At 71.0% G+C, this 22706-nt stretch carries 21 protein-coding genes and 2 riboswitches; of the genes, 5 read left to right on the top strand and 16 right to left on the bottom strand.

Annotation, left to right across the window (positions count from 1 at the left end):
- Positions 1-136 precede the first annotated feature (136 nt).
- From MRBLMG1_RS10320 to MRBLMG1_RS10285, 8 genes are all read right to left on the bottom strand, one after another.
- Positions 137-1339 (bottom strand): ABC transporter ATP-binding protein, encoded by a 1203-nt coding sequence (locus tag MRBLMG1_RS10320; RefSeq protein ID WP_367823051.1) that lies wholly within the window; start codon positions 1337-1339, stop codon positions 137-139.
- An 8-nt stretch (positions 1340-1347) separates the two neighbouring features.
- Positions 1348-2451 carry an ABC transporter ATP-binding protein gene (locus MRBLMG1_RS10315; RefSeq protein WP_367822952.1) on the bottom strand — a complete coding sequence of 368 codons (1104 nt, stop codon included), beginning with the start codon at positions 2449-2451 and terminating at the stop codon, positions 1348-1350.
- Positions 2448-3446, bottom strand: coding sequence for an ABC transporter permease (locus tag MRBLMG1_RS10310; RefSeq protein WP_367822950.1), 999 nt, complete (start codon positions 3444-3446; stop codon positions 2448-2450). The genes MRBLMG1_RS10315 and MRBLMG1_RS10310 overlap by 4 nt, the downstream gene beginning before the upstream one ends.
- Positions 3447-3560: 114 nt before the next feature.
- Positions 3561-5327, bottom strand: coding sequence for an ABC transporter substrate-binding protein (locus MRBLMG1_RS10305; RefSeq protein WP_367822948.1), 1767 nt, complete (start codon positions 5325-5327; stop codon positions 3561-3563).
- Between the two features lie 110 nt (positions 5328-5437).
- Positions 5438-6466: an ABC transporter permease gene (locus MRBLMG1_RS10300; protein ID WP_367822946.1), complete on the bottom strand. Its 1029-nt coding sequence runs from the start codon at positions 6464-6466 to the stop codon at positions 5438-5440.
- A 362-nt stretch (positions 6467-6828) separates the two neighbouring features.
- Complete coding sequence (locus tag MRBLMG1_RS10295; RefSeq protein WP_367823050.1) at positions 6829-7620, bottom strand: enhanced serine sensitivity protein SseB C-terminal domain-containing protein; 792 nt, start codon at positions 7618-7620, stop codon at positions 6829-6831.
- A gap of 104 nt (positions 7621-7724) precedes the next feature.
- Positions 7725-8465: an enhanced serine sensitivity protein SseB gene (locus MRBLMG1_RS10290; protein ID WP_367822944.1), complete on the bottom strand. Its 741-nt coding sequence runs from the start codon at positions 8463-8465 to the stop codon at positions 7725-7727.
- 111 nt (positions 8466-8576) lie between these two features.
- Complete coding sequence (locus tag MRBLMG1_RS10285; protein ID WP_367822942.1) at positions 8577-9239, bottom strand: AAA family ATPase; 663 nt, start codon at positions 9237-9239, stop codon at positions 8577-8579.
- A gap of 161 nt (positions 9240-9400) precedes the next feature.
- A riboswitch (glycine riboswitch) is annotated at positions 9401-9500 on the top strand.
- Position 9501: 1 nt separating this feature from the next.
- Positions 9502-9613, top strand: a riboswitch (glycine riboswitch).
- A 60-nt stretch (positions 9614-9673) separates the two neighbouring features.
- Here MRBLMG1_RS10285 and gcvT point away from each other — a divergent pair.
- The 4 genes from gcvT to MRBLMG1_RS10265 all read left to right on the top strand — a co-directional run bounded on the left by gcvT (position 9674) and on the right by MRBLMG1_RS10265 (position 14062).
- Positions 9674-10804, top strand: coding sequence for a glycine cleavage system aminomethyltransferase GcvT (gene gcvT / locus MRBLMG1_RS10280; protein ID WP_367822940.1), 1131 nt, complete (start codon positions 9674-9676; stop codon positions 10802-10804).
- Positions 10805-10881: 77 nt separating this feature from the next.
- A complete protein-coding gene (gene gcvH, locus MRBLMG1_RS10275; RefSeq protein ID WP_367822939.1) occupies positions 10882-11259 on the top strand; it encodes a glycine cleavage system protein GcvH in 378 nt (125 codons plus the stop codon).
- 24 nt (positions 11260-11283) lie between these two features.
- Positions 11284-12552 (top strand): serine hydroxymethyltransferase, encoded by a 1269-nt coding sequence (glyA, locus tag MRBLMG1_RS10270; RefSeq protein ID WP_367822937.1) that lies wholly within the window; start codon positions 11284-11286, stop codon positions 12550-12552.
- Positions 12553-12691: 139 nt separating this feature from the next.
- Positions 12692-14062 carry an L-serine ammonia-lyase gene (locus tag MRBLMG1_RS10265; RefSeq protein WP_367822935.1) on the top strand — a complete coding sequence of 457 codons (1371 nt, stop codon included), beginning with the start codon at positions 12692-12694 and terminating at the stop codon, positions 14060-14062.
- A gap of 86 nt (positions 14063-14148) precedes the next feature.
- Here the strand turns inward: MRBLMG1_RS10265 and MRBLMG1_RS10260 are convergent, their stop codons facing one another.
- Both MRBLMG1_RS10260 and MRBLMG1_RS10255 read right to left on the bottom strand, forming a co-directional pair.
- On the bottom strand, positions 14149-15057 hold the full coding sequence (locus tag MRBLMG1_RS10260) for a CopD family protein (RefSeq protein ID WP_367822933.1): 909 nt from the start codon (positions 15055-15057) through the stop codon (positions 14149-14151).
- A 68-nt stretch (positions 15058-15125) separates the two neighbouring features.
- Positions 15126-15341 carry an EF-hand domain-containing protein gene (locus MRBLMG1_RS10255; RefSeq protein WP_017236050.1) on the bottom strand — a complete coding sequence of 72 codons (216 nt, stop codon included), beginning with the start codon at positions 15339-15341 and terminating at the stop codon, positions 15126-15128.
- A gap of 74 nt (positions 15342-15415) precedes the next feature.
- On the opposite strand from MRBLMG1_RS10255, the gene MRBLMG1_RS10250 reads away from it, so the two are divergent.
- Positions 15416-16051: a GNAT family N-acetyltransferase gene (locus tag MRBLMG1_RS10250; RefSeq protein ID WP_367822931.1), complete on the top strand. Its 636-nt coding sequence runs from the start codon at positions 15416-15418 to the stop codon at positions 16049-16051.
- Between the two features lie 30 nt (positions 16052-16081).
- On the opposite strand, the gene MRBLMG1_RS10245 is transcribed toward MRBLMG1_RS10250, so the two are convergent.
- The 6 genes from MRBLMG1_RS10245 to MRBLMG1_RS10220 form a co-directional block, all read right to left on the bottom strand.
- On the bottom strand, positions 16082-17263 hold the full coding sequence (locus tag MRBLMG1_RS10245) for a hypothetical protein (RefSeq protein WP_367822930.1): 1182 nt from the start codon (positions 17261-17263) through the stop codon (positions 16082-16084).
- Positions 17263-18057: a polysaccharide deacetylase family protein gene (locus MRBLMG1_RS10240; protein WP_367822928.1), complete on the bottom strand. Its 795-nt coding sequence runs from the start codon at positions 18055-18057 to the stop codon at positions 17263-17265. The genes MRBLMG1_RS10245 and MRBLMG1_RS10240 overlap by 1 nt, the downstream gene beginning before the upstream one ends.
- A 395-nt stretch (positions 18058-18452) precedes the next feature.
- Positions 18453-18959 (bottom strand): ATP-binding protein, encoded by a 507-nt coding sequence (locus tag MRBLMG1_RS10235; RefSeq protein ID WP_367822926.1) that lies wholly within the window; start codon positions 18957-18959, stop codon positions 18453-18455.
- Between the two features lie 95 nt (positions 18960-19054).
- The gene (locus MRBLMG1_RS10230) at positions 19055-19822 is read right to left on the bottom strand and encodes an enoyl-CoA hydratase/isomerase family protein (RefSeq protein ID WP_367822925.1); all 768 of its coding nucleotides are present in this window, start codon (positions 19820-19822) and stop codon (positions 19055-19057) included.
- Between the two features lie 90 nt (positions 19823-19912).
- Entirely contained in the window at positions 19913-21178 is a 1266-nt protein-coding gene (locus MRBLMG1_RS10225) for a L,D-transpeptidase (protein ID WP_367822923.1), read from the bottom strand.
- A 173-nt stretch (positions 21179-21351) separates the two neighbouring features.
- Positions 21352-22590, bottom strand: coding sequence for a L,D-transpeptidase (locus MRBLMG1_RS10220; RefSeq protein ID WP_414721521.1), 1239 nt, complete (start codon positions 22588-22590; stop codon positions 21352-21354).
- Between the last annotated feature and the right edge of the window lie 116 nt (positions 22591-22706).

Here is a 22706-nt window from a genome sequence, read left to right as displayed (position 1 = left end):
CACCCCACCACGGGCCTGTGCCCGTCCGTCGCGGGCGGGTGGGCACGGGCACGGGCACCAGCACGGGCACGGGAACGGGCACGGCAGAGGCCCCCGGCGCCGTGGGGCACCGGGGGCCTCTGGGGGCCTCGGGAGGTCACGCCTTCGGCGCGTCGTCCTCGGCGGCGGGCTCGGAGGCCTCGGCGTCGGCGTCCGCGTCGGCGTCGGCCGCCACCGGCTCGGCACCTTCCGACTCCGGGCCTTCCGACTCCGGCTCCGCGTCCTTCGACACCGGCTCCTTCGACACCGGCTCCACCGGCTCCGGCTTCGGGGTGATCGCCACCTCGACCGACTCACGCGCGGCGGGCACGGTCAGGGAGTCCGCGTTCTCCGGGTGGTGGCAGGCGACACGCTGACCGGGACGGAGTTCGAGGAGCGGCGGCTCCTGGGTCCGGCAGAGGTCGGTGGCCTTCCAGCAGCGGGTGTGGAAGCGGCAGCCCGGGGGCGGGGCGATCGGCGAGGGCACGTCGCCGGTGAGGAGGATGCGCTCGTTCTTGGCGCCCCTGCGGCGGGGGTCCGGGATGGGGACCGCCGACATCAGGGCGCGGGTGTACGGGTGCATCGGGTTCTCGTACAGCGACTTGCGGTCCGCGAGCTCGACGACCTTGCCGAGGTACATGACGGCGATGCGGTCCGAGACGTGGCGGATGACCGAGAGGTCGTGCGCGATGATCACGTACGTGAGGCCGAGCTCCTGCTGGAGGTCGTCCAGGAGGTTGACCACCTGCGCCTGGATGGAGACGTCCAGGGCGGAGACGGGCTCGTCCGCGACGACGAGCTTCGGCTTGAGGGCGAGCGCGCGGGCGATGCCGATGCGCTGGCGCTGGCCGCCGGAGAACTCGTGCGGGTAGCGGTTGTAGTGCTCGGGGTTGAGGCCGACGAGGCCGAGGAGGCGCTGGACCTCCTTCTTCACGCCGCCCTCGGGCTCGACGCCCTGGAGCTTGAACGGCGCGGAGACGATCGTGCCGACCGTGTGGCGCGGGTTCAGCGAGCCGTACGGGTCCTGGAAGATCATCTGGATGTCCCGGCGGAGCGGCCGCATGCCCGCGACGCCGAGGTGGGAGATGTCCGTGCCCTGGAACTCGACGGTGCCGTCGGTGGGTTCGAGGAGCCGGGTGATGAGCCGGCCCATCGTGGACTTGCCGCAGCCGGACTCGCCGACGACGCCGAGGGTCTCACCGGGGTAGACCTCGAAGTCGATCCCGTCGACCGCCTTGACCGCGCCGGTCTGGCGCTGGAGAAGACCCTTCCTGATGGGGAAGTGCTTCTTCAGGCCGCTGACCCTGAGCAGGGGTTCCATGTTGTCGCTCACAGTTTCGGCGCAATCTCTTCGGTCCAGATGCGGGTGCGCTCCTCCTGCGACATGTGGCAGGCCGAGTAGTGGCGCTCTCCGGCCAGGGCCAGTTCGGGCCGCTGGGTGCGGGTGATGCCGCCCTTGGGAACGTCCGCGTAAGGGCAGCGTGGGTTGAAGGCGCAGCCGCTCGGGATGTTGATGAGGCTGGGCGGGTTGCCCTTGACCGGGATGAGCCGGTCGGTCTGGTCGCGGTCGATCCTCGGCATCGAGCCGAGCAGGCCCCAGGTGTAGGGGTGCTGCGGCTCGTAGAAGACGGACTCGGCCGGGCCGCGCTCGACGCAGCGCCCGCCGTACATGACGAGGATGTCGTCGGCGAGCTCGGCGACGACGCCGAGGTCGTGGGTGATGATGACGACCGCGGAGCCGAACTCCTTCTGGAGGTCCCGCATCAGGTCGAGGATCTGGGCCTGCACGGTGACGTCGAGCGCGGTGGTCGGCTCGTCGGCGATGAGCAGTTCCGGGTTGTTGACGAGCGCCATGGCGATCATCGCGCGCTGGCGCATGCCGCCGGAGAACTCGTGCGGGTAGTTGTCGAACCGCTTGGCGGGCTCGGGGATGCCGACCCGGTCGAGGAGTTCGACGGCCCGCTTCTTCGCCGTCTTCTTGTCGACGTTGTTGTGGACGCGGTACGCCTCCACGATCTGGTGGCCGACCGAGTAGTACGGGTGCATCGCGGACAGCGGGTCCTGGAAGATCATCGCCATCTCGCGGCCGCGCATCCGGCGGACCTCGTCCGGGTCCGCTGAGAGCAGCTCGCGGCCGTTGAGCCAGATCTCGCCGGAGATCCGCGCCTTCTGGCGGCCGTACTGGCCGACCGTGTGCAGGCCCATGATGCCGAGCGAGGTGACCGACTTGCCGGAGCCGGACTCGCCCACGATGCCGAGGGTCTTGCCCTTCTCCAGCTGGAAGCTGAGGCCGTCGACCGACTTGACCAGACCGTCGTCGGTCGGGAAGTGGATCTTCAGGTCGCGGACGTCGAGGAAGGCGTCGGAGGGGGCGGAGCCGGTGGCGACGGGTTCGCCCACCGCCGCGCCCGTCTTCGTCAGCTTGTCCGTCATGCGAGCCTCACTCGGGGGTCGATCACCGCGTACAGCAGGTCCACCACGAGGTTCGCGATGACGACGCACGCGGCGGTGATGAGGGTGACGGCCAGGATCAGCGGCAGGTCGCGCTCGCTCACGCCCTTGATGGCGAGGCCGCCGAGGCCGTGCAGGCTGAACGCGGTCTCCGTCAGGATCGCGCCGCCGACGAGGGCGCCGAGGTCCATGCCGAAGATGGTCAGGATCGGGGTCATGGTGGAGCGCATGGCGTGCTTGCCGAGCACGACGGACTCCGGCAGACCCTTGGCCCGGGCGGTGCGGATGTAGTCCTCGCCGAGGACCTCCAGCATGGTGGCGCGGGTGAGCCGCGCGTACATCGCCGCGTACAGGAAGGCGAGGGTGACCCAGGGCAGGAGCAGGCCGCCGAACCAGCCGCCGAAGGACTCGGTGATCGGTATGTACGTGGCGTTGAGCCAGCCCAGCTGGGTGCGGAAGACGAGCATCGCCAGCATGGCCGTGAAGAAGATGGGGAGCGAGACGCCGGCCAGCGCGGTGATCATCGCCGCGCGGTCGACGATCGTGCCCCGCTTGAGCGCGGAGACCACGCCCGTGGAGACGCCGAGAACCAGCCACAGCACGGCGGCGCCGATGACCATGGACAGGGTGACCGGGAAGGCGTCGACGAGCATCGCCGAGACGTCCTGCTCGGTGCGGAACGAGTAGCCGAAGCACGGCGCGGCGCAGTGGATCGTGTCGCCGCCGCCGGTGTAGTCCCGGCCGACGAAGATGCCGGAGACGAAGTGCCAGAACTGCACCAGGATCGGCTCGTCCAGGCCCAGCTTCTGCCGGACGGCCTCGATGGAAGCCGGATCCGCCTGCTTGCCGACGAACATCGCGGCAGGGTCGCTGCCGGTCATCTTGGGGATGAGGAAGAAGATGCTGAGCGTCACGAGCGTGACGACGAGCAGCATCGCGACGACTGCGAAGAGCCGTCGGACTATGTATGCAAGCATGCGGTCGGCCGGTCGGCGGCCGGGGAACCCGATCGGGGTCCCCGGCCGCCGCCCACGGCCATCACCTGCCCTTCGGACCTGGCGGCGGGTGGTGCGCCGGTGGAGCGGGTCGGATTACTTGACGACGCCGAGCGACGCGTAGTCGTAGCGGCCGTTGTAGGCGTCCGCCGTGTAGACGTTGGTCAGCCGGGAGCTGCGCCAGATGATGTTCTTCTCGTGGGTGAAGGGCAGGTAGACCGCGGCCTCCGACACCTTCGCGTTGATCTGCTTGTAGAGCTCGCCGGCCTTGTCGGGGTCGGTCTCCTTCAGCGCCTGGTCGAACAGGCCGTTGACGGCCGGGTCGTTCAGCTCGGAGAAGTTGTTGTTACCGCTCTGCAGGATGAAGCGGCCGTCCGTCAGCGGCTGGAGGAAGCCCTGGCCGGTCGGGAAGTCGGCGCCCCAGCCCATGATGATGATGCCGTAGCCCTTGTCCTTGACGACCTTCGGCGAACCGATGATGCCGGACGTCTGGGCGCCGTCGAACTGGTCGATCTCGGCCTCGATGCCGACGGCCTTCAGCGACTGCTGGAGGGACTCGGCGGTCGCGATCTCGATCTTCTTGTTGTTGCGGACCGCGATCGTGGTCTTGAAGCCGTTCGGCTTGCCGCACTTCGCGAGCGCTTCCTTGGCCTTGGCCAGGTCCGGCGCGCCACCGAGCTTGCCGTACGGGTCGGCCTTCGGGTCGGCACCCTTCAGCCCCGGCGGAAGCATGTTGGAGGCGATGTCGCCACCGGCCTGCGGGCCACCACGGGCGGTCTGGAGGGACTTCGAGTCGGCGGCGTAGATGATCGCCTTGCGGCACTCGATGTTCGGGATGACCGTCTGCGGGAAGACCGCGTAGCGGATGAAGCCCGTCTGCGGGTTGTCCGCGTTCTCCTTGTGCTGCTGGAGAACCTTCTGGCGGGCGGAGGCGCCGACACCGGTCGCGTTGATGTCGAGGTCGTACTCGCCCTCGATCAGGCGGTTGTCCATGTCGTCGGCGTTCGTGGTGAACGTGACGCTGATGGTGTCCGGAAGCGCCTTGCGGACGTTGTCCGTCTTCTGGTCCCACTTGTCGTTGCGGACCAGCTTCATGGACTTGTTCGGCGTGTACGACTGCCACTTGTACGGGCCGGAGGAGAAGACGTTCAGTCCGTACTTGGCCTTGGTGTCCTTGTCCTGGCGGACCGGGGAGGCGGCGGGCATGGCCAGCATCTGCAGGAAGTCGCCGTTGGCGACCGGCAGCTTGAAGATGATGGTCTTGTCGTCCGGGGTCTCGATGGCCTTCAGGCCGAGCTTGTCCGCGGAGGTGTCCTTGTAGGGACCCTTGTACTCGCTCTTGGGGTCGAGGACCTGCTGGAGGTAGATCGGGCCGCCGGAGATGACGTCCTGGGCCCAGACGCGCTCGATGCCGTACTTGATGTCCTTGGAGGTGATCGGCTTGCCGTCCTCCCAGGTCACCCCGTCCTTCAGCGTGAAGGTGTAGGTGAGGCCGTCCGCCGAGATCTTGCCGGCGTCGGTGGCGAGGTCCGGGACGAGCTCGGTCGAGGCGGAGCCCGGCTCGGCCTTGAAGGTGACGAGCTGGCGCGTGTAGTAGCGCTGGAAGTCCCACACGAAGCCGTAGTAACCGCGCTGCGGGTCCCACGAGTCGGCCTCCTGCGAGCCGATGAACTTCAGCTCGCCGCCCTTCTTGGTGGAGGGGCTGGCGACCTTGTTCACGGCGGCGTTGAAGCCGGCCGCGCTGGTCTTGCCGTTGCCGCCGTCACCGGACTTGGCACCGCCACCACAAGCCGTGGCGGCGACCATCGTGGCCGCGGCAAGCAGCGCGCCCGCGGCGATTCTGCGCTGGGAGCTCTTCAGCATGGGTCCAACAACCTCCGGGATAGTGGCGGCCGTTACGGCGGTCCGCCGAGTGGGGATGGGCCTCCTGTCGGCAGCGGCAGGGGCGGGTCTTGCGTGTCGTCGGCGAACGGTCAGCGGGAGCCCTTCGGGTCGAGCGCGTCACGCACGCCGTCGCCGAAGAGGTTGAACGCCAGGACGGTGATGAAGATCGCGAGGCCGGGGATCACCATGAAGAGGGGGTCCGCTTCGTAGGTCGTGATGGCCGTCGACAGCATCTGCCCCCAGGAAGCGGTGGGAGGCTTCACACCCGCGCCGAGGAAGCTGAGCGCCGCTTCGGTGAGGATGTTGGTGGGAATCATGAGGGTCGCGTAGACCGTGATCGGCGCGATCAGGTTGGGCAGCAGCTCGCGGCGCAGGATGTAGAAGCGGCCGGCGCCCAGGCTCTGGGCGGCCTCGACGTACTCGCGGTTGCGCAGCGAGAGGGTCTGGCCGCGGACGATGCGGCCCACGTACGGCCAGCCGAAGAAGCCGATCACGAGCACCAGGGCGGCGATGCGGACGCCCGAGCCGTCGAGTCCGAGGAACTGGTTCGGCAGCACCGAGACCAGGGCGATCGTGAAGAGCAGCTGCGGGAAGGCGAGCATGACGTCCATGACCCGGCTGAGGGCCGCGTCGATCCAGCCACCGAAGTAGCCGGCGATGATGCCGAGCACGGTGCCGAGGGCCACGGCGAAGACCGCCGCCAGGAAGGCGACGAGCAGCGAGATCCGGGCGCCGTAGACGATGCGGCTGAAGACGTCGCGGCCGTTGACGGGCTCGACGCCGAAGAGGAAGTCGGAGCTGGCGCCGCCCCAGGAGCCGATCGGGGTGCCGAAGAGCGGGTCGATCTGGTCCTCGTGGAACTCGTCCGGCGGGTGGCCGAGGAGGCTGACGATGACCGGGGCGAAGATCGCGACCAGGACGAGGAAGCCGACGACGAAGGCGCCGGCGAGGGCGAGCTTGTCGCGCTTGAGGCGGGTCCAGGCGATCTTCCAGGGCGAGCGGCCCTCGATCGCCTTGGCGGTGGTGCCGGGGGCGTCCGGGGTGCCGGGTGCGTCGGGCGCGCCGTCGACGGTGGCGGTCGCCTCGCCCGCACTCGTCTCGTGCAGTGGTGCCGTCATCGTGGTGAGGACCCCTCTCGGCCGCCGGTAGCCGGCCCTTGCCCGCCGCGGGTAGCGGCTCGGTGGAACAAAATGCTGGGCATCTGCTCGAAAGGAGCCGAACACCCGGTGTTCCGGGGAGTCTTCAGTGCGCTTGTGATCACCCGCCAGCCCTGACGAGGAATGTTTGCTCAAACGTGATGCGGTGCTGCGACTTCCGTTATCCGGACGTCGTGATCACGTGAGCGGACCATCTCGGGTCCTCTTCGCCACAATCGGGCATGTCGCCCAACGTGGCTTTTGAGCTCCTCAATTGGGGCGAAAGAAGGGCCCCGACGAGGTCCGGCGGGACCTCTGGGGCGTACGGAGGGAAATGAGGTGTCTCAGTATGCGGACGGCGCCGACGGCGGGTACCCGTACCCCGGAACGGCGGCGGAACCGCGACCGGCGTGCGCCTCGCGGTCGTAGAACGGGCGCGCGTTCGCCCGCAGCCAGAGCGCCACCGGGTCGTACGCGTCGGAGAGGGCGACCGTCGAGACGGGCAGCCCATCGGGTACGGAGCCGATCGACTGGCGCATCATCGAGCGGACCGTGTCGACGGCCGCCGCCGAGGTGTCGTACAGGTCGAGACCGATGGCGAGGTACGGGGAGCCGAGCGCGGGCTGCACCCAGCCGCGGCGCAGCGCCCGGACCGCCGGGGTGCGGTGCGCGTTCTGCGTGAGCAGGGCGTAGAACTGCGGGATCTCCAGGGTCGGCTCGGAGACGCGGAGCGGTCCGGCCGGCATGCGGTCGAGACCGGTGGCGATCCGGCGCAGGTCGGCCCAGGGGATGCCGACGCCGCCGCCGGGGGCGTGCGGATTCAGCCAGACGCCCCAGCGGTCGGGGTAGAGGGCGCGTGCGATGTCGCGGCCGGTGACGAGCTCGTGGGCGCGGTTCCAGCCGGAGGCGGCGAGTTCCTGGGGGGAGGTGACGCAGGGCGCGTAGCCGAAGCCGTCGACCTCCATGTTCCCGTACTGGGCGTCGGAGGAGCCGGGCGAACCGTGCCAGAGCAGCATCCAGAGTTCGCCGTCGGCGAGGGCGTGCAGCAACTGCTCGTACGCGTCGTAGCGTCCGGGTGCCACCTCGCGCAGCATGCGCTCGACCTCGCCGGCCGCAGCGGTGCCTGACGCGCTCACCATGGGTCCCCGCCCCTCATTCCGTCCACCATGTCCGCGCGGCTTCCGTGCCGCTGCCGAGTCGGTTCGGCTCACCGGTCAGTTCAGCTTAAACAGGGGGCCGCTCACACGGCGGCGCGCTGGTAGAACGGGCGCACCCGCTCCAGCATCCAGTCGCCGACCGGGTCCTGCGCCATGTCGAGCAGGATGAGGTTGACCGGCCAGGCGACCTCGACCCGGCCGAGCGCGCGGCCGAGGGCGTCCAGGGGCGCGTTGCGGTCGGCGCCCTCCCAGTGGGCGAGCTGGACGCCGATGAAGAGGGCGGGTTCGGTGCCCTCGACGCTGGCGAGCGCGCGGCGGGCGCTGGTGACGACGCCGGTGGCCTCGAACTCGGCGGAGGCCGCGGCGAGGAAGTCGACCGGGTCGTCCTGCCAGTCGGGCTCGAAGAGCCGGACGCGGCCGCCGGTGGCGGGGCCGTCGAGCGGGGTGCGGCCGGTGCGGCAGAGCTCGGCGACGGCGGGCGGGGGCAGCGGGACCCCGGCGGCGCCGCCCGGGTTCAGGGCGATGCCGAGCTGCGGGGGCAGGCCGCGGGCGAAGTCGCGGGCGGGGGCGACGGCGAACGACATGTGGTCACCGACACAGGCGAGGAACTGCTGTTCGGAGCTGAAGACGGGGACGTAGGCCGCGCCGTCGATCTCCATGGTGGCGAGGTCGAGGTCGGGGCTGTCGGGGCCGCCGCCGTTCGGCAGGGGCACCCAGACCTGGCTGCGGCCCAGCACCTCGACGAGCCGGCCTCCGGCCGCGGGGTTGCCGAGTGAGGCGGCAAGGACCTCTTCGAGCTCGTTGCCCGGCCACGTCACGTCCACGGTCGCGTTTCCCCTTCTCGCACGGCCTGCCGCACCGGCCGCCCGGCAGCACCCTAACGCCGCCCCGGCGCCGCCGTGGCCAAAAGGGAGGGTACGGGTCCCCCGCCGCGGTCAGGCGGCGTCGCGGAAGGAGATGCGGCGGAGGGTGTCGGCGGCGGCGCGGTCGAGGAGGGTGACGGAGGCGCAGCCGGGCGGGAGGCTGCCGGACTCGGCGGCCCGCAGCAGCCGGCCGACGGCCCGCCGGTGCCGGGCGAAGGCGTAGACGGATACGCCGCGGCCCCGGGCGTCCTGCCCGGCCCGCGCCGTGTCCGGGGTCACGTCGAGGAGGACCAGGTGCAGGGCGCTGCCCCGGCGGCGGGCCTCGCGGGCGAGCCAGCCGCGCACCCAGGACTGGGTGCCGCAGTCGTGGACGATCGCGCTCGCGCCGGAGCGCAGGACGCGGCGGAGCCCGGCGTAGTGCGCGAGGCGGACGAGGGGGCGGTAGACGGCGTACGGCAGGAGGCGGGGCATACGGAGCTCCCAGCGCTCGCGGGCGTCCTGGGAGTCGATGCCGTGGCCCTCGGCGGCCCGCTTCATGAGGGTGGACTTGCCGCTGCCGGGCAGCCCGGAGACGACGACGAGGTCGCCGGCGGCGAAGACGAGGGCGCGGGGGCCGCGGTCGCCGCGCTCGCGGAGGTCGCGCAGGATCCGTCCGCGGCGGCGGGTCCTGGCGCGGGCCCGCTGGGCCGGTATGCCGGTGCCGGTCGCGTACGCGCCGGTGTGCTCGATCCTCATCGCGCTCCCCCCTGTCGGGTCTCAGGAGACCTGAGGAGACCCTTGCCCACGAAGTGTAAAGAAACGGTAATGAGACACAAGCGATTTGCCCCGCCGACACCGCATGCAATGATGTGCGCGCCAGGCGCGCACAGTCGCCACACAATCGCATACCGGCCGCTCGAATCCGCGCGGGAGAGTTCCGGGCCGCCGACGGCGTCCGGACGCCGAAGGAGCAAGACCCTCCCTTGAATCTCTCAGGCCCCGTACCGCGCGGATGAGGCAGATCTGAAAAGCGGGACACCGTGCCGTGTCCCCACCCAAGGTGCAAGCCGATCTCTCGGTGACGAGATGCTCTCGGTGAACCTCTCAGGTTCCATGACAGATGGGGAGGACGTCCTCGCCCGTCATGTGTTTCGTCACCGATCACGCCCTTGGGACCCGGGAGCCACCCCATGAGCACTGCCCCCCGTCTGACCGCCCTCGATGCCCTGCATCGTTCGCTGGGCGCGACCATGACCGACTTCGCGGGCTGGGACATGCCGCTGCGGTACGCCAGCGAGCGCGACGAGCACAACGCCGTCCGCACGAAGGCCGGCCTCTTCGACCTCTCCCACATGGGCGAGATCACGGTCACCGGCCCGCAGGCCGCGGAACTGCTCGACTACGCCCTGGTCGGCAACATCTCCACGATCGGCGTCGGCCGCGCGCGCTACACGATGATCTGCCAGGAGGACGGCGGCATCCTCGACGACCTGATCGTCTACCGCCTCGCCGAGACCGAGGCCGGGTCCTCTCCCTACATGGTCGTCGCCAACGCCTCCAACGCGCAGATCGTCCTGGACGCGCTCGTGGCCCGCGCGGAGGGCTTCGACGCCGAGGTGCGCGACGACCGTGACGCGTACGCCCTGATCGCGGTCCAGGGCCCGGAGTCCCCCGGCATCCTGAAGTCGATCACGGACGCCGACCTGGACGGCCTGAAGTACTACGCCGGCCTGCCCGGCACGGTCGCGGGCGTGCCCGCGCTGATCGCCCGTACCGGCTACACCGGCGAGGACGGCTTCGAGCTGTTCCTGAAGCCGGAGCACGCGGAGGGCGTCTGGAAGGCGCTGACCGAGGCGGGCGCGGGCGTCGGCCTGATCCCCTGCGGCCTGTCCTGCCGTGACACGCTCCGCCTGGAGGCGGGCATGCCGCTGTACGGCCACGAGCTGACCACCGCCCTCACCCCCTTCGACGCGGGCCTCGGCCGGGTCGTGAAGTTCGAGAAGCCCGGCGACTTCGTCGGCCGCAAGGCGCTGGAGGCCGCCGCCGAGCGCGCCGAGACCGCGCCGCCGCGCAAGCTGGTCGGCCTGATCGCCGAGGGCCGCCGCGTCCCGCGCGCGGGCTTCTCGGTCGTCTCCGGCGGCGAGGTCGTCGGCGAGATCACCTCGGGCGCCCCGTCCCCGACCCTCGGCAAGCCGATCGCCATCGCGTACGTCGACGCGGCGCACGCGGCTCCCGGCACCGCGGGTGTAGGTGTGGACATCCGCGGTACCCACGAGCCCTACGAGGTCGTGGCTCTGCCGTTCTACAAGCGCCAGAAGTGACGCAGTCGTCTCACCCGGCGTCTCACCCCGCAAGACCCACGTACATCAGCACTCCCCCGATCCAGGAGAATCAGGCCATGAGCAACCCCCAGCAGCTCCGCTACAGCAAGGAGCACGAGTGGCTGACGGACGCCGTTGACGGCGTCGCCACCGTCGGCATCACCGAGCACGCGGCGAACGCGCTCGGCGACATCGTGTACGTGCAGCTTCCCGAGGTCGGCAGCACCGTGACCGCGGGCGAGGACTGCGGTGAGCTGGAGTCGACCAAGTCCGTCAGCGACCTGTACTCCCCGGTGACCGGCGAGGTCGTCGCGGTGAACCAGGACGTCGTCGACGACCCGGCGCTGGTGAACACCGCCCCGTTCGAGGGCGGCTGGCTGTTCAAGGTGCGCCTCGACGGTGAGCCGAAGGACCTGCTCTCCGCCGACGAGTACACCGCCTTCACCGCCGGCTAACCGAGACCCCCTAGGGATCGATTCATGTCGCTTCTGAACACTCCCCTCCACGAGCTGGACCCCGACGTCGCCGCCGCCGTCGACGCCGAGCTCCGCCGTCAGCAGTCCACCCTCGAGATGATCGCGTCGGAGAACTTCGCTCCGGTCGCCGTCATGGAGGCCCAGGGCTCCGTCCTCACCAACAAGTACGCCGAGGGCTACCCGGGCCGCCGCTACTACGGCGGCTGCGAGCACGTCGACGTGGCCGAGCAGATCGCGATCGACCGGATCAAGGACCTGTTCGGCGCCGAGTACGCCAACGTCCAGCCGCACTCCGGCGCCTCCGCGAACCAGGCCGCCCTCTTCGCCATCGCCCAGCCCGGCGACACGATCCTGGGTCTGGACCTGGCGCACGGCGGTCACCTGACCCACGGCATGCGCCTGAACTTCTCGGGCAAGCAGTTCAACGTGGTCGCGTACCACGTGGACGAGGCCGGTCTGGTCGACATGGCCGAGGTCGAGCGCCTCGCCAAGGAGCACCGCCCGAAGGTGATCATCGCGGGCTGGTCCGCCTACCCGCGCCAGCTGGATTTCGCGGAGTTCCGCCGGATCGCCGACGAGGTCGAGGCCTACCTGTGGGTCGACATGGCCCACTTCGCGGGCCTGGTCGCGGCCGGTCTGCACCCGAACCCGGTCGAGTACGCGGACGTGGTGACCTCCACCACGCACAAGACGCTCGGCGGCCCCCGCGGCGGCATCATCCTGGCGAAGAAGGAGTTCGCGAAGAAGCTGAACTCCTCGGTCTTCCCCGGCTTCCAGGGCGGCCCGCTGGAGCACGTGATCGCGGCCAAGGCCGTCTCCTTCAAGGTCGCGGCCTCGGAGGAGTTCAAGGAGCGCCAGCAGCGCACCCTGGACGGCGCCCGCATCATCGCCGAGCGCCTGGTCCAGGACGACGTCACCGCCCACGGTGTCTCGGTCCTGTCCGGCGGCACGGACGTGCACCTGCTCCTCGTCGACCTGCGCGACAGCGAGCTGGACGGCCAGCAGGCCGAGGACCGTCTCCACGAGGTCGGCATCACGGTCAACCGGAACGCCGTTCCGAACGACCCGCGCCCGCCGATGGTCACCTCCGGTCTGCGCATCGGTACGCCGGCGCTCGCGACCCGCGGTTTCCAGGCGGACGACTTCACCGAGGTCGGCGACATCATCGCGGAGACCCTGAAGCCGGGCTTCGACGCCGACAAGGCCGAGGCGCTCAAGGCCCGGGTGACCGCCCTGGCGGACAAGCACCCGCTGTACCCCGGCCTGAAGTAATTTCGTACGCTTTTGTTCGTACGAAAGCTCCGGGGCACCGCGCACACTGGACAGTGAGCGCGGTGCCCCGTTCCATGCTCAGCCTTTCTGCTCCACCCCGGCAGACAACGGCGTCTAGCCCCCCACAAGGAGTCCTACCGTGGCCATCTCGGTCTTCGACCTGTTCTCGATCGGCATCGGCCCGTCGAGCTCCCACACGGTGGGGCCCATGCGTGCGGCGCGGATGTTCGCGCGCCGGCTGAAGAACGAGGGGCTGCTCGCCCACACGGCGACCATACGAGCGGAGCTGTACGGCTCGCTCGGCGCGACCGGCCACGGCCACGGCACCCCCAAGGCGGTGCTCCTCGGCCTGGAGGGCAACTCGCCCCGCACCGTGAACGTCGAGACCGCCGACGCGGAGTTCGAGCGGATCAAGGAGAGCGGCCGGATCAACCTGCTCGGCGCCCACGAGATCCCCTTCGACTTCGACGCCGACCTGATCCTGCACCGACGCAAGGCGCTCCCGTACCACGCCAACGGCATGACGGTCTTCGCGTACGACGCGGAGGGCGGGCTCGTCCTGGAGAAGACGTACTACTCGGTCGGCGGCGGCTTCGTCGTGGACGAGGACGCCGTGCAGGGCGAGAACCCGATCGTCCCCGACGACACCGTCCTGAAGTACCCCTTCCGGACCGGTGACGAGCTGCTGCGCCTCGCGAAGGAGACCGGGCTCTCGATCTCCTCGATGATGCTGGAGAACGAGAAGGCCTGGCGCACCGAGGACGAGATCCGCGAGGGCCTCCTGGAGATCTGGCGGGTCATGCAGGCCTGCGTCTCGCGCGGCATGTCCCGCGAGGGCATCCTGCCCGGCGGCCTGAAGGTCCGCCGCCGCGCCTCCACCCTGGCCCGCAAGCTGCGCTCCGAGGGCGACCCGACCGCGCACGCGATGGAGTGGATCACCCTCTACGCGATGGCCGTGAACGAGGAGAACGCGGCGGGCGGCCGGGTGGTCACCGCCCCGACGAACGGCGCGGCCGGCATCATCCCCGCCGTCCTGCACTACTACATGAACTTCGTCCCCGGCGCCGACGAGGACGGGATCGTCCGCTTCCTGCTCGCGGCCGGCGCGGTCGGCATGCTCTTCAAGGAGAACGCCTCCATCTCCGGCGCCGAGGTCGGCTGCCAGGGCGAGGTCGGCTCGGCCTGCTCGATGGCGGCCGGCGCCCTCGCCGAGGTCCTCGGCGGCTCCCCGGAGCAGGTGGAGAACGCGGCCGAGATCGGCATGGAGCACAACCTGGGCCTGACCTGCGACCCGGTCGGCGGTCTCGTCCAGATCCCGTGCATCGAGCGGAACGGCATGGCGTCGGTCAAGGCGGTCACCGCGGCGAAGATGTCGATGCGCGGCGACGGCAGCCACCTGGTCTCCCTCGACAAGGTCATCAAGACCATGAAGGAGACGGGTGCCGACATGAGCGTGAAGTACAAGGAGACCGCGCGCGGCGGTCTCGCGGTGAACATCATCGAGTGCTGAACCGTTCACCCCGCACGGCCGGCCCCGGGGGTTCCCCGGGGCCGGCCGTGCGGGGTCGGGCGGGGCTGACGCTCCACGGGTCCGCCTCAGTACCCGAGTCCGCGGGGGTCCGGCACCACGGTGAGCAGCGCCGAGACGACCAGGATCGCCGCGAGCACGGACGCCTCGACGCGCGCGGGTGTCTGGGCGTTCCCGCCGGACAGCATCCGGCCCCGGGCGGCGAGGGCGAGCAGGCTCGCGCCGCCGAAGAACACCAGCTTCACCAGGAGGAGCCGGCCGTAGGCGGTGCTCAGGACGGCGTCCAGCGGCAGCCTGCGGAGCGTGGAGGCGGTCCCGGTGACCACCAGCGCGGCGTACGTCCAGGCGGCCATCCGGGCGTAGCGGGCCAGGACCTCCCGTCCGCCGCCGCGCAGCCGCATGGTGCGGAGCACGTACAGGAGGGTGCCCGCCCAGAGCGAGGCGGCCGTGAGGTGGACGACGGTCAGACAGGTCCCGAGGGCCTGCTGGTGCGCCTCGGGGTGGGCGCGCAGCGCCTCGGCGCCGACGGCGACGGCGAGCGGCAGGACGGCGAGGCCGGGGCGCCGGGAGGCGGCGCAGAAGGCGGCGAGGGCGAAGGCGTTCGCGGTGACGAGGAGCAGGCGGCCCTCGCGGAGCCCGTACACGACGGCGGGGCTCAGGCCGCTGACGGCCGTGAAGAGCAGCAGGAGTCCGGCGGAGGCGGCCGCGGCGACCAGCGCGGCGGGCGCGGAGCGGCTCCGCGGCAGGGGGCCCGCTCCGGCGATCCGGCGCCCGGCGAGTTCGCCGATCTGCACGGCGAGGCCGGCGAGGACGAGGAGGCGCAGCAGCGAGGTGGTGCCGGCGGCCGGTATCCGCAGTTCGCCGGTGCCCGTCTGCGCGAGACCGGCGCCGAGCAGGGCGGCGGCGAGGAGGGCGACCGCGGCGACGACCGCCGCCGTCAGACGGCTCGGGGTACCGAAGGGTCCGGGAAGCGTCACCGGACGATCGTCACCGAGCCCCGGGCGGGCGGCAACTCAGCGTTGCGCCGCCCACCCGGGCGGGCGGGTCACGCCTTGCTGTAGTGCGCCCAGAACTCGTCCCAGGACAGGACGCCGTCGCCGTTGTCGTCACGCTGCTTGATGAGGACCTCGGCGACCGTCTCGGTGACGTTGAAGTCGCCGTGGCGCGCCATGAGGCTCTTGTACTCCGCGGCGGTGATGAAGCCGTCGCCGTCCGCGTCGAACTGGTTGAATGCCGTACGTGCCGACTCGATGTCCGCCACTGCTTCCGCCCCTTCTCGGTGCTTATCTGACGGGGGTCAGAGTAGCTGGCCCGCCCCTGCCGGATGATGGGGGTATGAGTGACGTGGCACGGATACTGGCGGATGCGGCACGCGGGCGGTTCCCGGCCCCGGACGGTACGACGACGGTGGTGCGGCAGCCGAACCCCCGGGACGCCGGGGTGCTGGCCTTCACGGCCCACTCGGTGGTCTTCACGGACGCCGACCCGGCGTGGGTACGGGCCGAGCTGGCGGCCACGTCGAGCGACCCGCTCGCGGCGAGCATGAACCCCGGCTTCCTGGTCGCCCTGATGGCCCGCACGGGCCTGCACATGAACACGATCGACCTGCTGACGGTGGCCGACCGCCTGCCGGGCGCTCCCCCGCTGGAGCTCCGCGAGCTCGACGACCCGGACCACCCCCGGGTGGCGCGGGCCCTGAAGTTCCGCGACGACGTCCGGGTGTGGGCGGCCGACGGCGGGGTGCTGGTCCTGGGCCGGGGCGTCGCGGGCCGCTGGGAGGCGGCGATCGAGGTGGACGAGGAGGTGCGCCACCGGGGCCTGGGCCGCGCGCTGGCGACGGCGGCCCGCCACCTCACGCCCGGCGACGTGGTGTGGGCCCAGCAGTCCCCCGGCAACGCCCGCAGCGTCCGGACCTTCCAGGCGGCCGGCTACCGCCCGGTGGCGTCGGAGGCCCTGCTCGTCGCGGGCTGACCGTCCCGACCGGCGGGGCGCCCGCAGGCCCTAGCGGAAGACGCCGGTGTGGCCGAGGGAGTAGCGGCCGGGCTGGGGGTAGACGGCGAGGCCGTGGGGGCCGCCGCCGACCGGGATGCGGGCGAGCTGCCGGCCGGTGGCGGTGTCGATGGCGTAGACCTCGGAGTCGTACCGGCCGGAGAGCCAGAGGACCTTGCCGTCGGCGGAGACGCCGCCCATGTCGGGCGAACCGCCGTCGGGGAGCCACCACTTCTTGGTGAGCTTGTTCCGCGCGAAGTCGAAGACGGAGACGGAGCCCTCGCCGCGGTTGGGGACGTACATCTCGCGCGAGTCCCGGCTGATGTAGAGGCCGTGGGCCCCCTTGCCGGTGGGGAGCAGCGTGGGGACGGTGAACTTCTCGCCGTCGAGCACCCACATGCCGTGAGCCATCATGTCGGCGACGTAGAAGGTCTTCCCGTCCGGGGAGAGCTTCACGTCCTGGGGCATGGCGCCCTGGAAGGGCAGTTTCAGCTGCCCGACGACCTCCATCTTCTCGGTGTCGACCTTGAGGAGTTCGCCGGAGAACTCGCAGGAGACCACGAAGTAGCGTCCGTCGGCGGAGAAGTCGGCGTGGTTGACGCCGTAGCAGCTCACCGGGACGGACTTCCTCCGTTCCATGGTGTGCGGGTCGCGGAAGACGAGTTCGCGGTCGAGGGAGGCCATGACGACGGCGTACTTGCCGTCGGGCGTGAAGTAGAGGTTGTACGGGTCGTGGACCTCGACGGGCTTGCCGGCGATGCCGGTGGCGGGGTCGATGGGCGTGAGGGTGTGGCCCCGGTTGTTGTTGACCCAGAGGGTCTTCAGGTCCCAGGACGGGACGACGTGCTGGGGCTGGACGCCGACCGGGATGGTCTCGACGACCTTGTAGGTGGCGGGGTCGATGACCGAGACGGTGTTGGAGTTGGTGTTGGGGACGTAGACCCGGGAGGGGAAGTTCCGTACCACCGGGGAGAGTCGGTTCGGCCGGTCGGCGGCGTAGACGTCGTTCGGGTCGAGCACGGGCGGCATGCCGGGCAGTCCGGCGGGGGCGGCGGCCGGTTTGGGCACGGCGGGGGCGGCGGCCTTCTTCACCGCCGCGGCGCCGTCGCCGGGGTCCCCGGTGCCGCAGCCCGCCAGGGCGGCGAGGAGCGCGGCGGCGAGGAGGGTCCTGGTTCTCTTCGTGTGGTGGGCCATCAGGTCAGCAGCTCCGTGGTGGTGACCGCGCGCAGTCCGCGGCGGTCGAGGTCGGCGAGGAGGAGGGGCAGCGCGGCGGCGGTGACCGGGTAGCCGAAGTGCAGGCTGACGACGGATCCGGCCCGGACGGCTCCGGTGACGTCGCGGACGACGGTGGCGGCGTCGGGCGCGGTGAAGTCGAGGGAGTCGACGTCGTACGAGAGGACGTGCGGGTATCCGGCGCGGCGGGCCGCGCGCAGGACGGCGGGGGCGGCGTGCTGGGTGCGGGAGGGCCGGAACCAGCTGCCGATGGAGCCGGTGAGGCGGCGCAGCCGGGTGGCGCAGGCCTCGATCTCGGCGTGGGCCTCGGCTTCGGTCATGGCGTTGACGTCGACGTGGTGCTGGGTGTGGTTGCCGAGGTCGTGTCCGCCGTCGAGGACGCGGCGGGCGAGGTCGGGGTGGTCGTCGAGCCAGCTGCCGACGGCGAGGACGGTGACGCGGGCGCCCGCCTGCTCGGCCTGGCCGAGGAGGGTGCGGGCGAGCGCGGGGTCGCCCTGGCCGTGGAAGGTGAGGGCGACCCGGGGCCGGTCGCGGGGGCCGTGTGCGATCTCGTCGGGCCGGCCGGGGAAGCGGCGGGGGGCGGGGGCGACGGCGGGCGCGGCAGCGGGGCGCCGCGCGGTGGCGGGGGTGGGCGCGGTGGCGGAGGGGGGCGCGGGGCGGGGTTCCGTACCGCAGGCGGTGGCGAGGGTTCCCGCGACGGCGACGGCGGCGGCCGCGCCCGCGCGGAGCGCTCCTCGGCGGTCGGTCGGCTTCACGCGACCATTTAATGGGGATCAGGACCGTTTTATTACGATTAGGCCATTTCAGGACGTTTGCAGCCCTCGCGAGGGCGTCCACCATGCGGACGAGCCGGGCAAACAAGCGATGAACCGCATAGTCATTCACTATTTACAAGGCGAGTGCTGCACGTCACCAACGATTCACTATTAAACTGTCCGGTTTTGACCTGCCTTGCCCCACTAAGGACTTTTGGCGGTAGGGCCACCCGTCTGACATAGTCGGAGTCACCGACCCCCATTGACCCGGGCCAGGTCGACATAGCTGCCGTGGATACACCCCCCCCGTCCACGGCGCATCACACGGAAGCCCCCACGCGCCCCACCACGGCACACGGGGGCTTCCGTGCGTGCGGGGGCAGGTCGGGGCGGGCTCAGGGGCGGTCGGCGACGCGCATCTCGAACCACGTCGTCTTGCCGCGCGGCGCCAGGTCCACGCCCCAGCGGTCCGAGAGCTTGTCGACGAGGAAGAGCCCGCGCCCGCTCGTGTCGAGCTCGTGCACCGGCATCAGACAGGGCAGTCCGCGCGAGGGGTCGCGGACCTCGATCCGGATCCAGCCGCGGCGCCGCTGGAGCCTCAGCGCGAAGACCCGGGCGCCGGTGTGCCGGACCGCGTTCCCGACGAGCTCCGAGACGAGGAGCACCGCGTGCTCGGCGATCTGCGGGCCGAGGCCCCACTGACGCAGGATCACGTGCTGGGTGAGCCTGCGGGCCACCCACGCCGATTCGGGACGGGACGGCAGCCGGACATCCTCCTCGGCCGGATTGCCGTACAACTCCACTGTGACGGCGGCCTGTTCGTCATCCGCGGCCAATGACCAGCGCGCGGCGGCGGCGCTGCCGCGCTGCCAAGGTTGTTCCCTACCCTCCAGGCCCGCCATGCCCCCCATCATGGCCGTACGAAGCCCCTCGCGGGGGCCGTTCCGGTGGAATCGACCCCCGCCGGATCACCTGCCGGGTGACGCCGGGGCACATGTCAGGCGAACTTCGCCTTGCCCGGGCCCTCCTCGACGAAGCTGCGCATGCCGCGCTCGCGGTCCTCGGTCGCGAACAGGCCCGCGAACCAGGTGCGCTCGATGGCAAGACCGGTGTCGATGTCGGCCTCCAGACCCTGGTCAATCGCCTCCTTGGCGGCCCGCAGGGCGACCGCCGGGCCCTGCGCCAGCTTGGCGGCCCAGGCGTGCGCCTGCTCGTACACCTCGGCGGCCGGGACGACCCGGTCGACCAGACCGAGCGTCAGCGCCTCCTCGGCCTTCACCATCCGGCCGGTGAAGATGAGGTCCTTGGCCCGGGAGGGGCCGATCAGCCGCGACAGGCGCTGGGTGCCGCCCGCGCCCGGGATCAGGCCGAGCAGGATCTCCGGCTGGCCCAGCTTCGCGTTGTCGGCGGCGATCCGGTAGTCGGCGCAGAGCGCGAGCTCGCAGCCGCCGCCGAGCGCGTAACCGGTGATCGCGGCCACGACGGGCTTGGGGATGCGGGCGATGGCGGTGAAGGAGTCCTGGAGGGCGCGCGACCGCTTGACCATGGCCACGTGGTCCATGACCTGCATCTCCTTGATGTCCGCGCCGGCCGCGAACACCTTCTCGCCGCCGTAGAGCACCACGGCCCGCACGTCGTCGCGATCGGTCAGCTCCTGGGCCAGCTCGCGCAGCCGGTCCTGGGTCGCGATGTCCAGGGCGTTCATCGGGGGGCGGTCGAGGCGGATCGTGCCGACGCCTTCGGCGACTTCGAGGTTCACAGTCATGGGGGAAGGTTAGTCGGCGTTAACGCGGAGGGACCCGGTGCTGTTGCTCACAGCACCGGGTCCCTCATCGGTCGCTCGGGACGGGATCGCCTAGGCGATCCACTCCGACCAGTCCATGTTCCAGCCGTTCAGGCCGTTCTCCGGCTTGATCTGCTTGTCCTTGGAGTTCTTCACGATGACGACGTCGCCGATGAGCGAGCGGTCGAAGAACCAGGCCGCCGGGGTCGAGCTGTCACCGGCGCCGCGGGCGTCCTGCAGGCCGACGCAGCCGTGGCTGACGTTCGTGGAGCCGAAGGTGGACGAGGAGGCCCAGTAGTTGCCGTGCACGAACGTGCCCGAGTTGGACAGGCGCATGGCGTGCGGCACGTCCTTGATGTCGTACTCGCCGCCGAAGCCGACGGTGGCGCCGTTCATGCGCGTCACCTTGTACTTCTCGCTGATGACCATCTGACCGTTGTACGTGGTCGTGGACGGGGCGCCCGCGGTGATCGGCAGCGTCTTGATGATGGCGCCGTCGCGCTCGACCTTCATCGTCTTGGCGCTCGCGTCGACGGTGGACACCTGACGGCGGCCGATGGTGAAGGTGATCGTCTTCTTCTGCTTGCCGTAGACGCCCGGGCGGCCCTCGACGCCGTCCAGGTTGAGGTGCACGGTCACCTTGGTGCCGGCGGCCCAGTACTTCTCCGGGCGGAAGTCGAGGCGGTCGTTGCCGAACCAGTGGCCCTCGATCTGCACGGCCGGCTCGGCCGTGACCTTGATGGCCTTCTCGACGGCCTCCGGGTCGGTGATGCCCCGGGTGAAGTTGATGGAGACCGGCATGCCGACGCCGACGGTCGAACCGTCCTCCGGCGTGTAGTGGCCGATGAAGGTGTTCTTCGGGACGAGCGTGGTGAAGGTGGTGTCCTTCGCCGACTCGCGGCCCTCGCCGTCCTTCGCGATGGCGTGCACCTTGTACTGGGTGCCCGCGGCCAGGTGGGCGGTGGGCGACCAGCTGGCGCCGTCCGCCGCGATCTTGCCCTCGACCTCGGTGCCCTTGGAGTCGGCGACCGTGACCGTGGTCAGCTTGCCCTGCTCCGCGGTGACCTTGAGGGCGCCGCTGGTGGCGACCGCGTCGGCGCCGTCCTTCGGAAGGATCGTCACGACCGCCTGGGAGGCCGCGTTGTCCTGCCCGCCGCCCTGCGCCGCCGGTCCCTGCCCGCCGCCCGTACCGCCGCCGGCGGTCCCGCCGCCGCCGCAGGCGGTGAGCACGAGGAGCAGCGCTCCCGCCGCCACGGCCTGGAGGCGGACGCCCCCGCGCCGCCGGCCGCGACGTGCCGTCGCCCCTACCGATGCCCCCGATATCGGCTGCCCGTTCACTGTGGTCGTCTCCCCTCGCACGGCCTGGCAACCGCCACGGCCCCACCCCCGTGTGCATCCAACCGCGCACACAGCGCTAGATAATCACACCGCAGGACACGAAAGTTCCTCGTAAATGTCACCGTTCAGTCCCAGTCGACGTGCTAGTGGGTCGGCGCGGGGGAAGCGGCCGGTCAGCCGAGCGCGGAGCCCGCCCGCCACTGCTTCCAGTCCAGGTTCCAGCCCCCGAGACCGTTGTCGGGAGCGACCTCCTCGTCACGGGAGTTGACCACCTCGACCACGTCGCCGATGAGCGTGCGGTCGAAGAACCAGCCCGCGGGCGACTCGGCGCTGCCGCCCTTGTCGTCGCGCAGCCCCACGCAGCCGTGGCTGACGTTCGCGGAGCCGAAGGTGGAGGCCGAGGCCCAGTAGTTGCCGTGCAGGAAGGTGCCCGAGTCGGTGAGGCGCATCGCGTGCGGCACGTCCTTGATGTCGTACTCGCCGCCGAAGCCGACGGTCCGGCCGTCCATCCGCGTCACGTCGTACAGCTCCGTGACGACCATCTTGCCGTTGTACGTGGTCGTCTTCGGCGCCCCCGCGGTGATCGGCACGGTGGCCAGGACCTCGCCGTCCCGCCGGACCACCATGGTGTGCTCGGCGGCGTCGACCAGGGAGACCTGGGAGCGGCCGATGGTGAAGCCGACCTTCTTGCGCTGGACGCCGTACACGCCGGGCGCCCCCTCGACGTCGCGCAGGCCGAGTTCGACGGTGACCTTCGTGCCGGGCCGCCAGTACGCGGCGGGGCGGAAGTCGAGCCGCTCCTTGCCGAACCAGTGGCCGACCACCTCCACCGGCGGCACCGAGGTGACGCGGATGGCCCGCTCGACCTCGGCCCGGTTCTCGATGGGCCGGTTGAAGCCGAAGGAGACGATCATGCCGGTGCCGACCGTGGAACGGTTCTCCGGCTTGAAGTAGCCGATGAAGCGGCTCTCCGGCACCACGGTGGTGAAGGTGGTGTGGCGGGCCGAGCGGCGCCCGTGCGCGTCGAGCGCGACCGCGTCCACGCTGTACTTCGCGGACAGTTCGAGCCGGGTGTCCGCCTTCGGCCGCCAGCGCAGCCCGTCCGCGGAGATCTCCCCGGCGACCCGGGTCCGCTGGGCGTCCTCGACCTGGACGACCGTCACCCGCTCCAGCCGGCCGCTGTCGATCCTCACCTCGACCGGGCCCTCCGCCGGCACCGCCTTGCTGCCGTCCTCCGGGCTCACCCGGATGACGTCGCCGGGGGCCCGCGCCTTGCCCGGCAGGGAAACGTCGATGCCCCCTCCGCCGTCCACGCCTGTGCAGCCCGCAAGGCCGGCGACCAGTCCCGCGACCGCCAGGGCGTACCTCGTCCGCTTCCATACTCGATTCACGCTCGGCCCAACGACGGCCACCCTCCAGGGGAAACGTGCGTGCGGGGCATGTTGGGAGCACGGCCGTCCGGGCAGAACAGGGGGAGGACAACGCGCGGGAGCGGCGGCCGGGACGCCGCCGCTCCCGCGGGTGCGGG

The organism is Streptomyces sp. LMG1-1-1.1, from assembly GCF_040815545.1.
Taxonomy (GTDB): domain Bacteria; phylum Actinomycetota; class Actinomycetes; order Streptomycetales; family Streptomycetaceae; genus Streptomyces.
The sequence above is the reverse complement of the archived record's forward strand: the minus strand, read 5'-3'. Positions and strand labels throughout refer to the sequence as shown.

Coding starts and splice junctions, on each gene's coding strand:
- MRBLMG1_RS10230 (WP_367822925.1), bottom strand. CDS start 19,822: ATGACTGTGAACCTCGAAGTCGCCGAAGGCGTCGGCACGATCCGCCTC.
- MRBLMG1_RS10235 (WP_367822926.1), bottom strand. CDS start 18,959: ATGGCGGGCCTGGAGGGTAGGGAACAACCTTGGCAGCGCGGCAGCGCC.
- MRBLMG1_RS10300 (WP_367822946.1), bottom strand. CDS start 6,466: ATGACGGCACCACTGCACGAGACGAGTGCGGGCGAGGCGACCGCCACC.
- MRBLMG1_RS10315 (WP_367822952.1), bottom strand. CDS start 2,451: ATGACGGACAAGCTGACGAAGACGGGCGCGGCGGTGGGCGAACCCGTC.
- gcvH (WP_367822939.1), top strand. CDS start 10,882: ATGAGCAACCCCCAGCAGCTCCGCTACAGCAAGGAGCACGAGTGGCTG.
- MRBLMG1_RS10250 (WP_367822931.1), top strand. CDS start 15,416: ATGAGTGACGTGGCACGGATACTGGCGGATGCGGCACGCGGGCGGTTC.
- glyA (WP_367822937.1), top strand. CDS start 11,284: ATGTCGCTTCTGAACACTCCCCTCCACGAGCTGGACCCCGACGTCGCC.
- MRBLMG1_RS10320 (WP_367823051.1), bottom strand. CDS start 1,339: ATGGAACCCCTGCTCAGGGTCAGCGGCCTGAAGAAGCACTTCCCCATC.
- MRBLMG1_RS10285 (WP_367822942.1), bottom strand. CDS start 9,239: ATGAGGATCGAGCACACCGGCGCGTACGCGACCGGCACCGGCATACCG.
- MRBLMG1_RS10305 (WP_367822948.1), bottom strand. CDS start 5,327: ATGCTGAAGAGCTCCCAGCGCAGAATCGCCGCGGGCGCGCTGCTTGCC.
- MRBLMG1_RS10310 (WP_367822950.1), bottom strand. CDS start 3,446: ATGCTTGCATACATAGTCCGACGGCTCTTCGCAGTCGTCGCGATGCTG.
- MRBLMG1_RS10245 (WP_367822930.1), bottom strand. CDS start 17,263: ATGGCCCACCACACGAAGAGAACCAGGACCCTCCTCGCCGCCGCGCTC.
- gcvT (WP_367822940.1), top strand. CDS start 9,674: ATGAGCACTGCCCCCCGTCTGACCGCCCTCGATGCCCTGCATCGTTCG.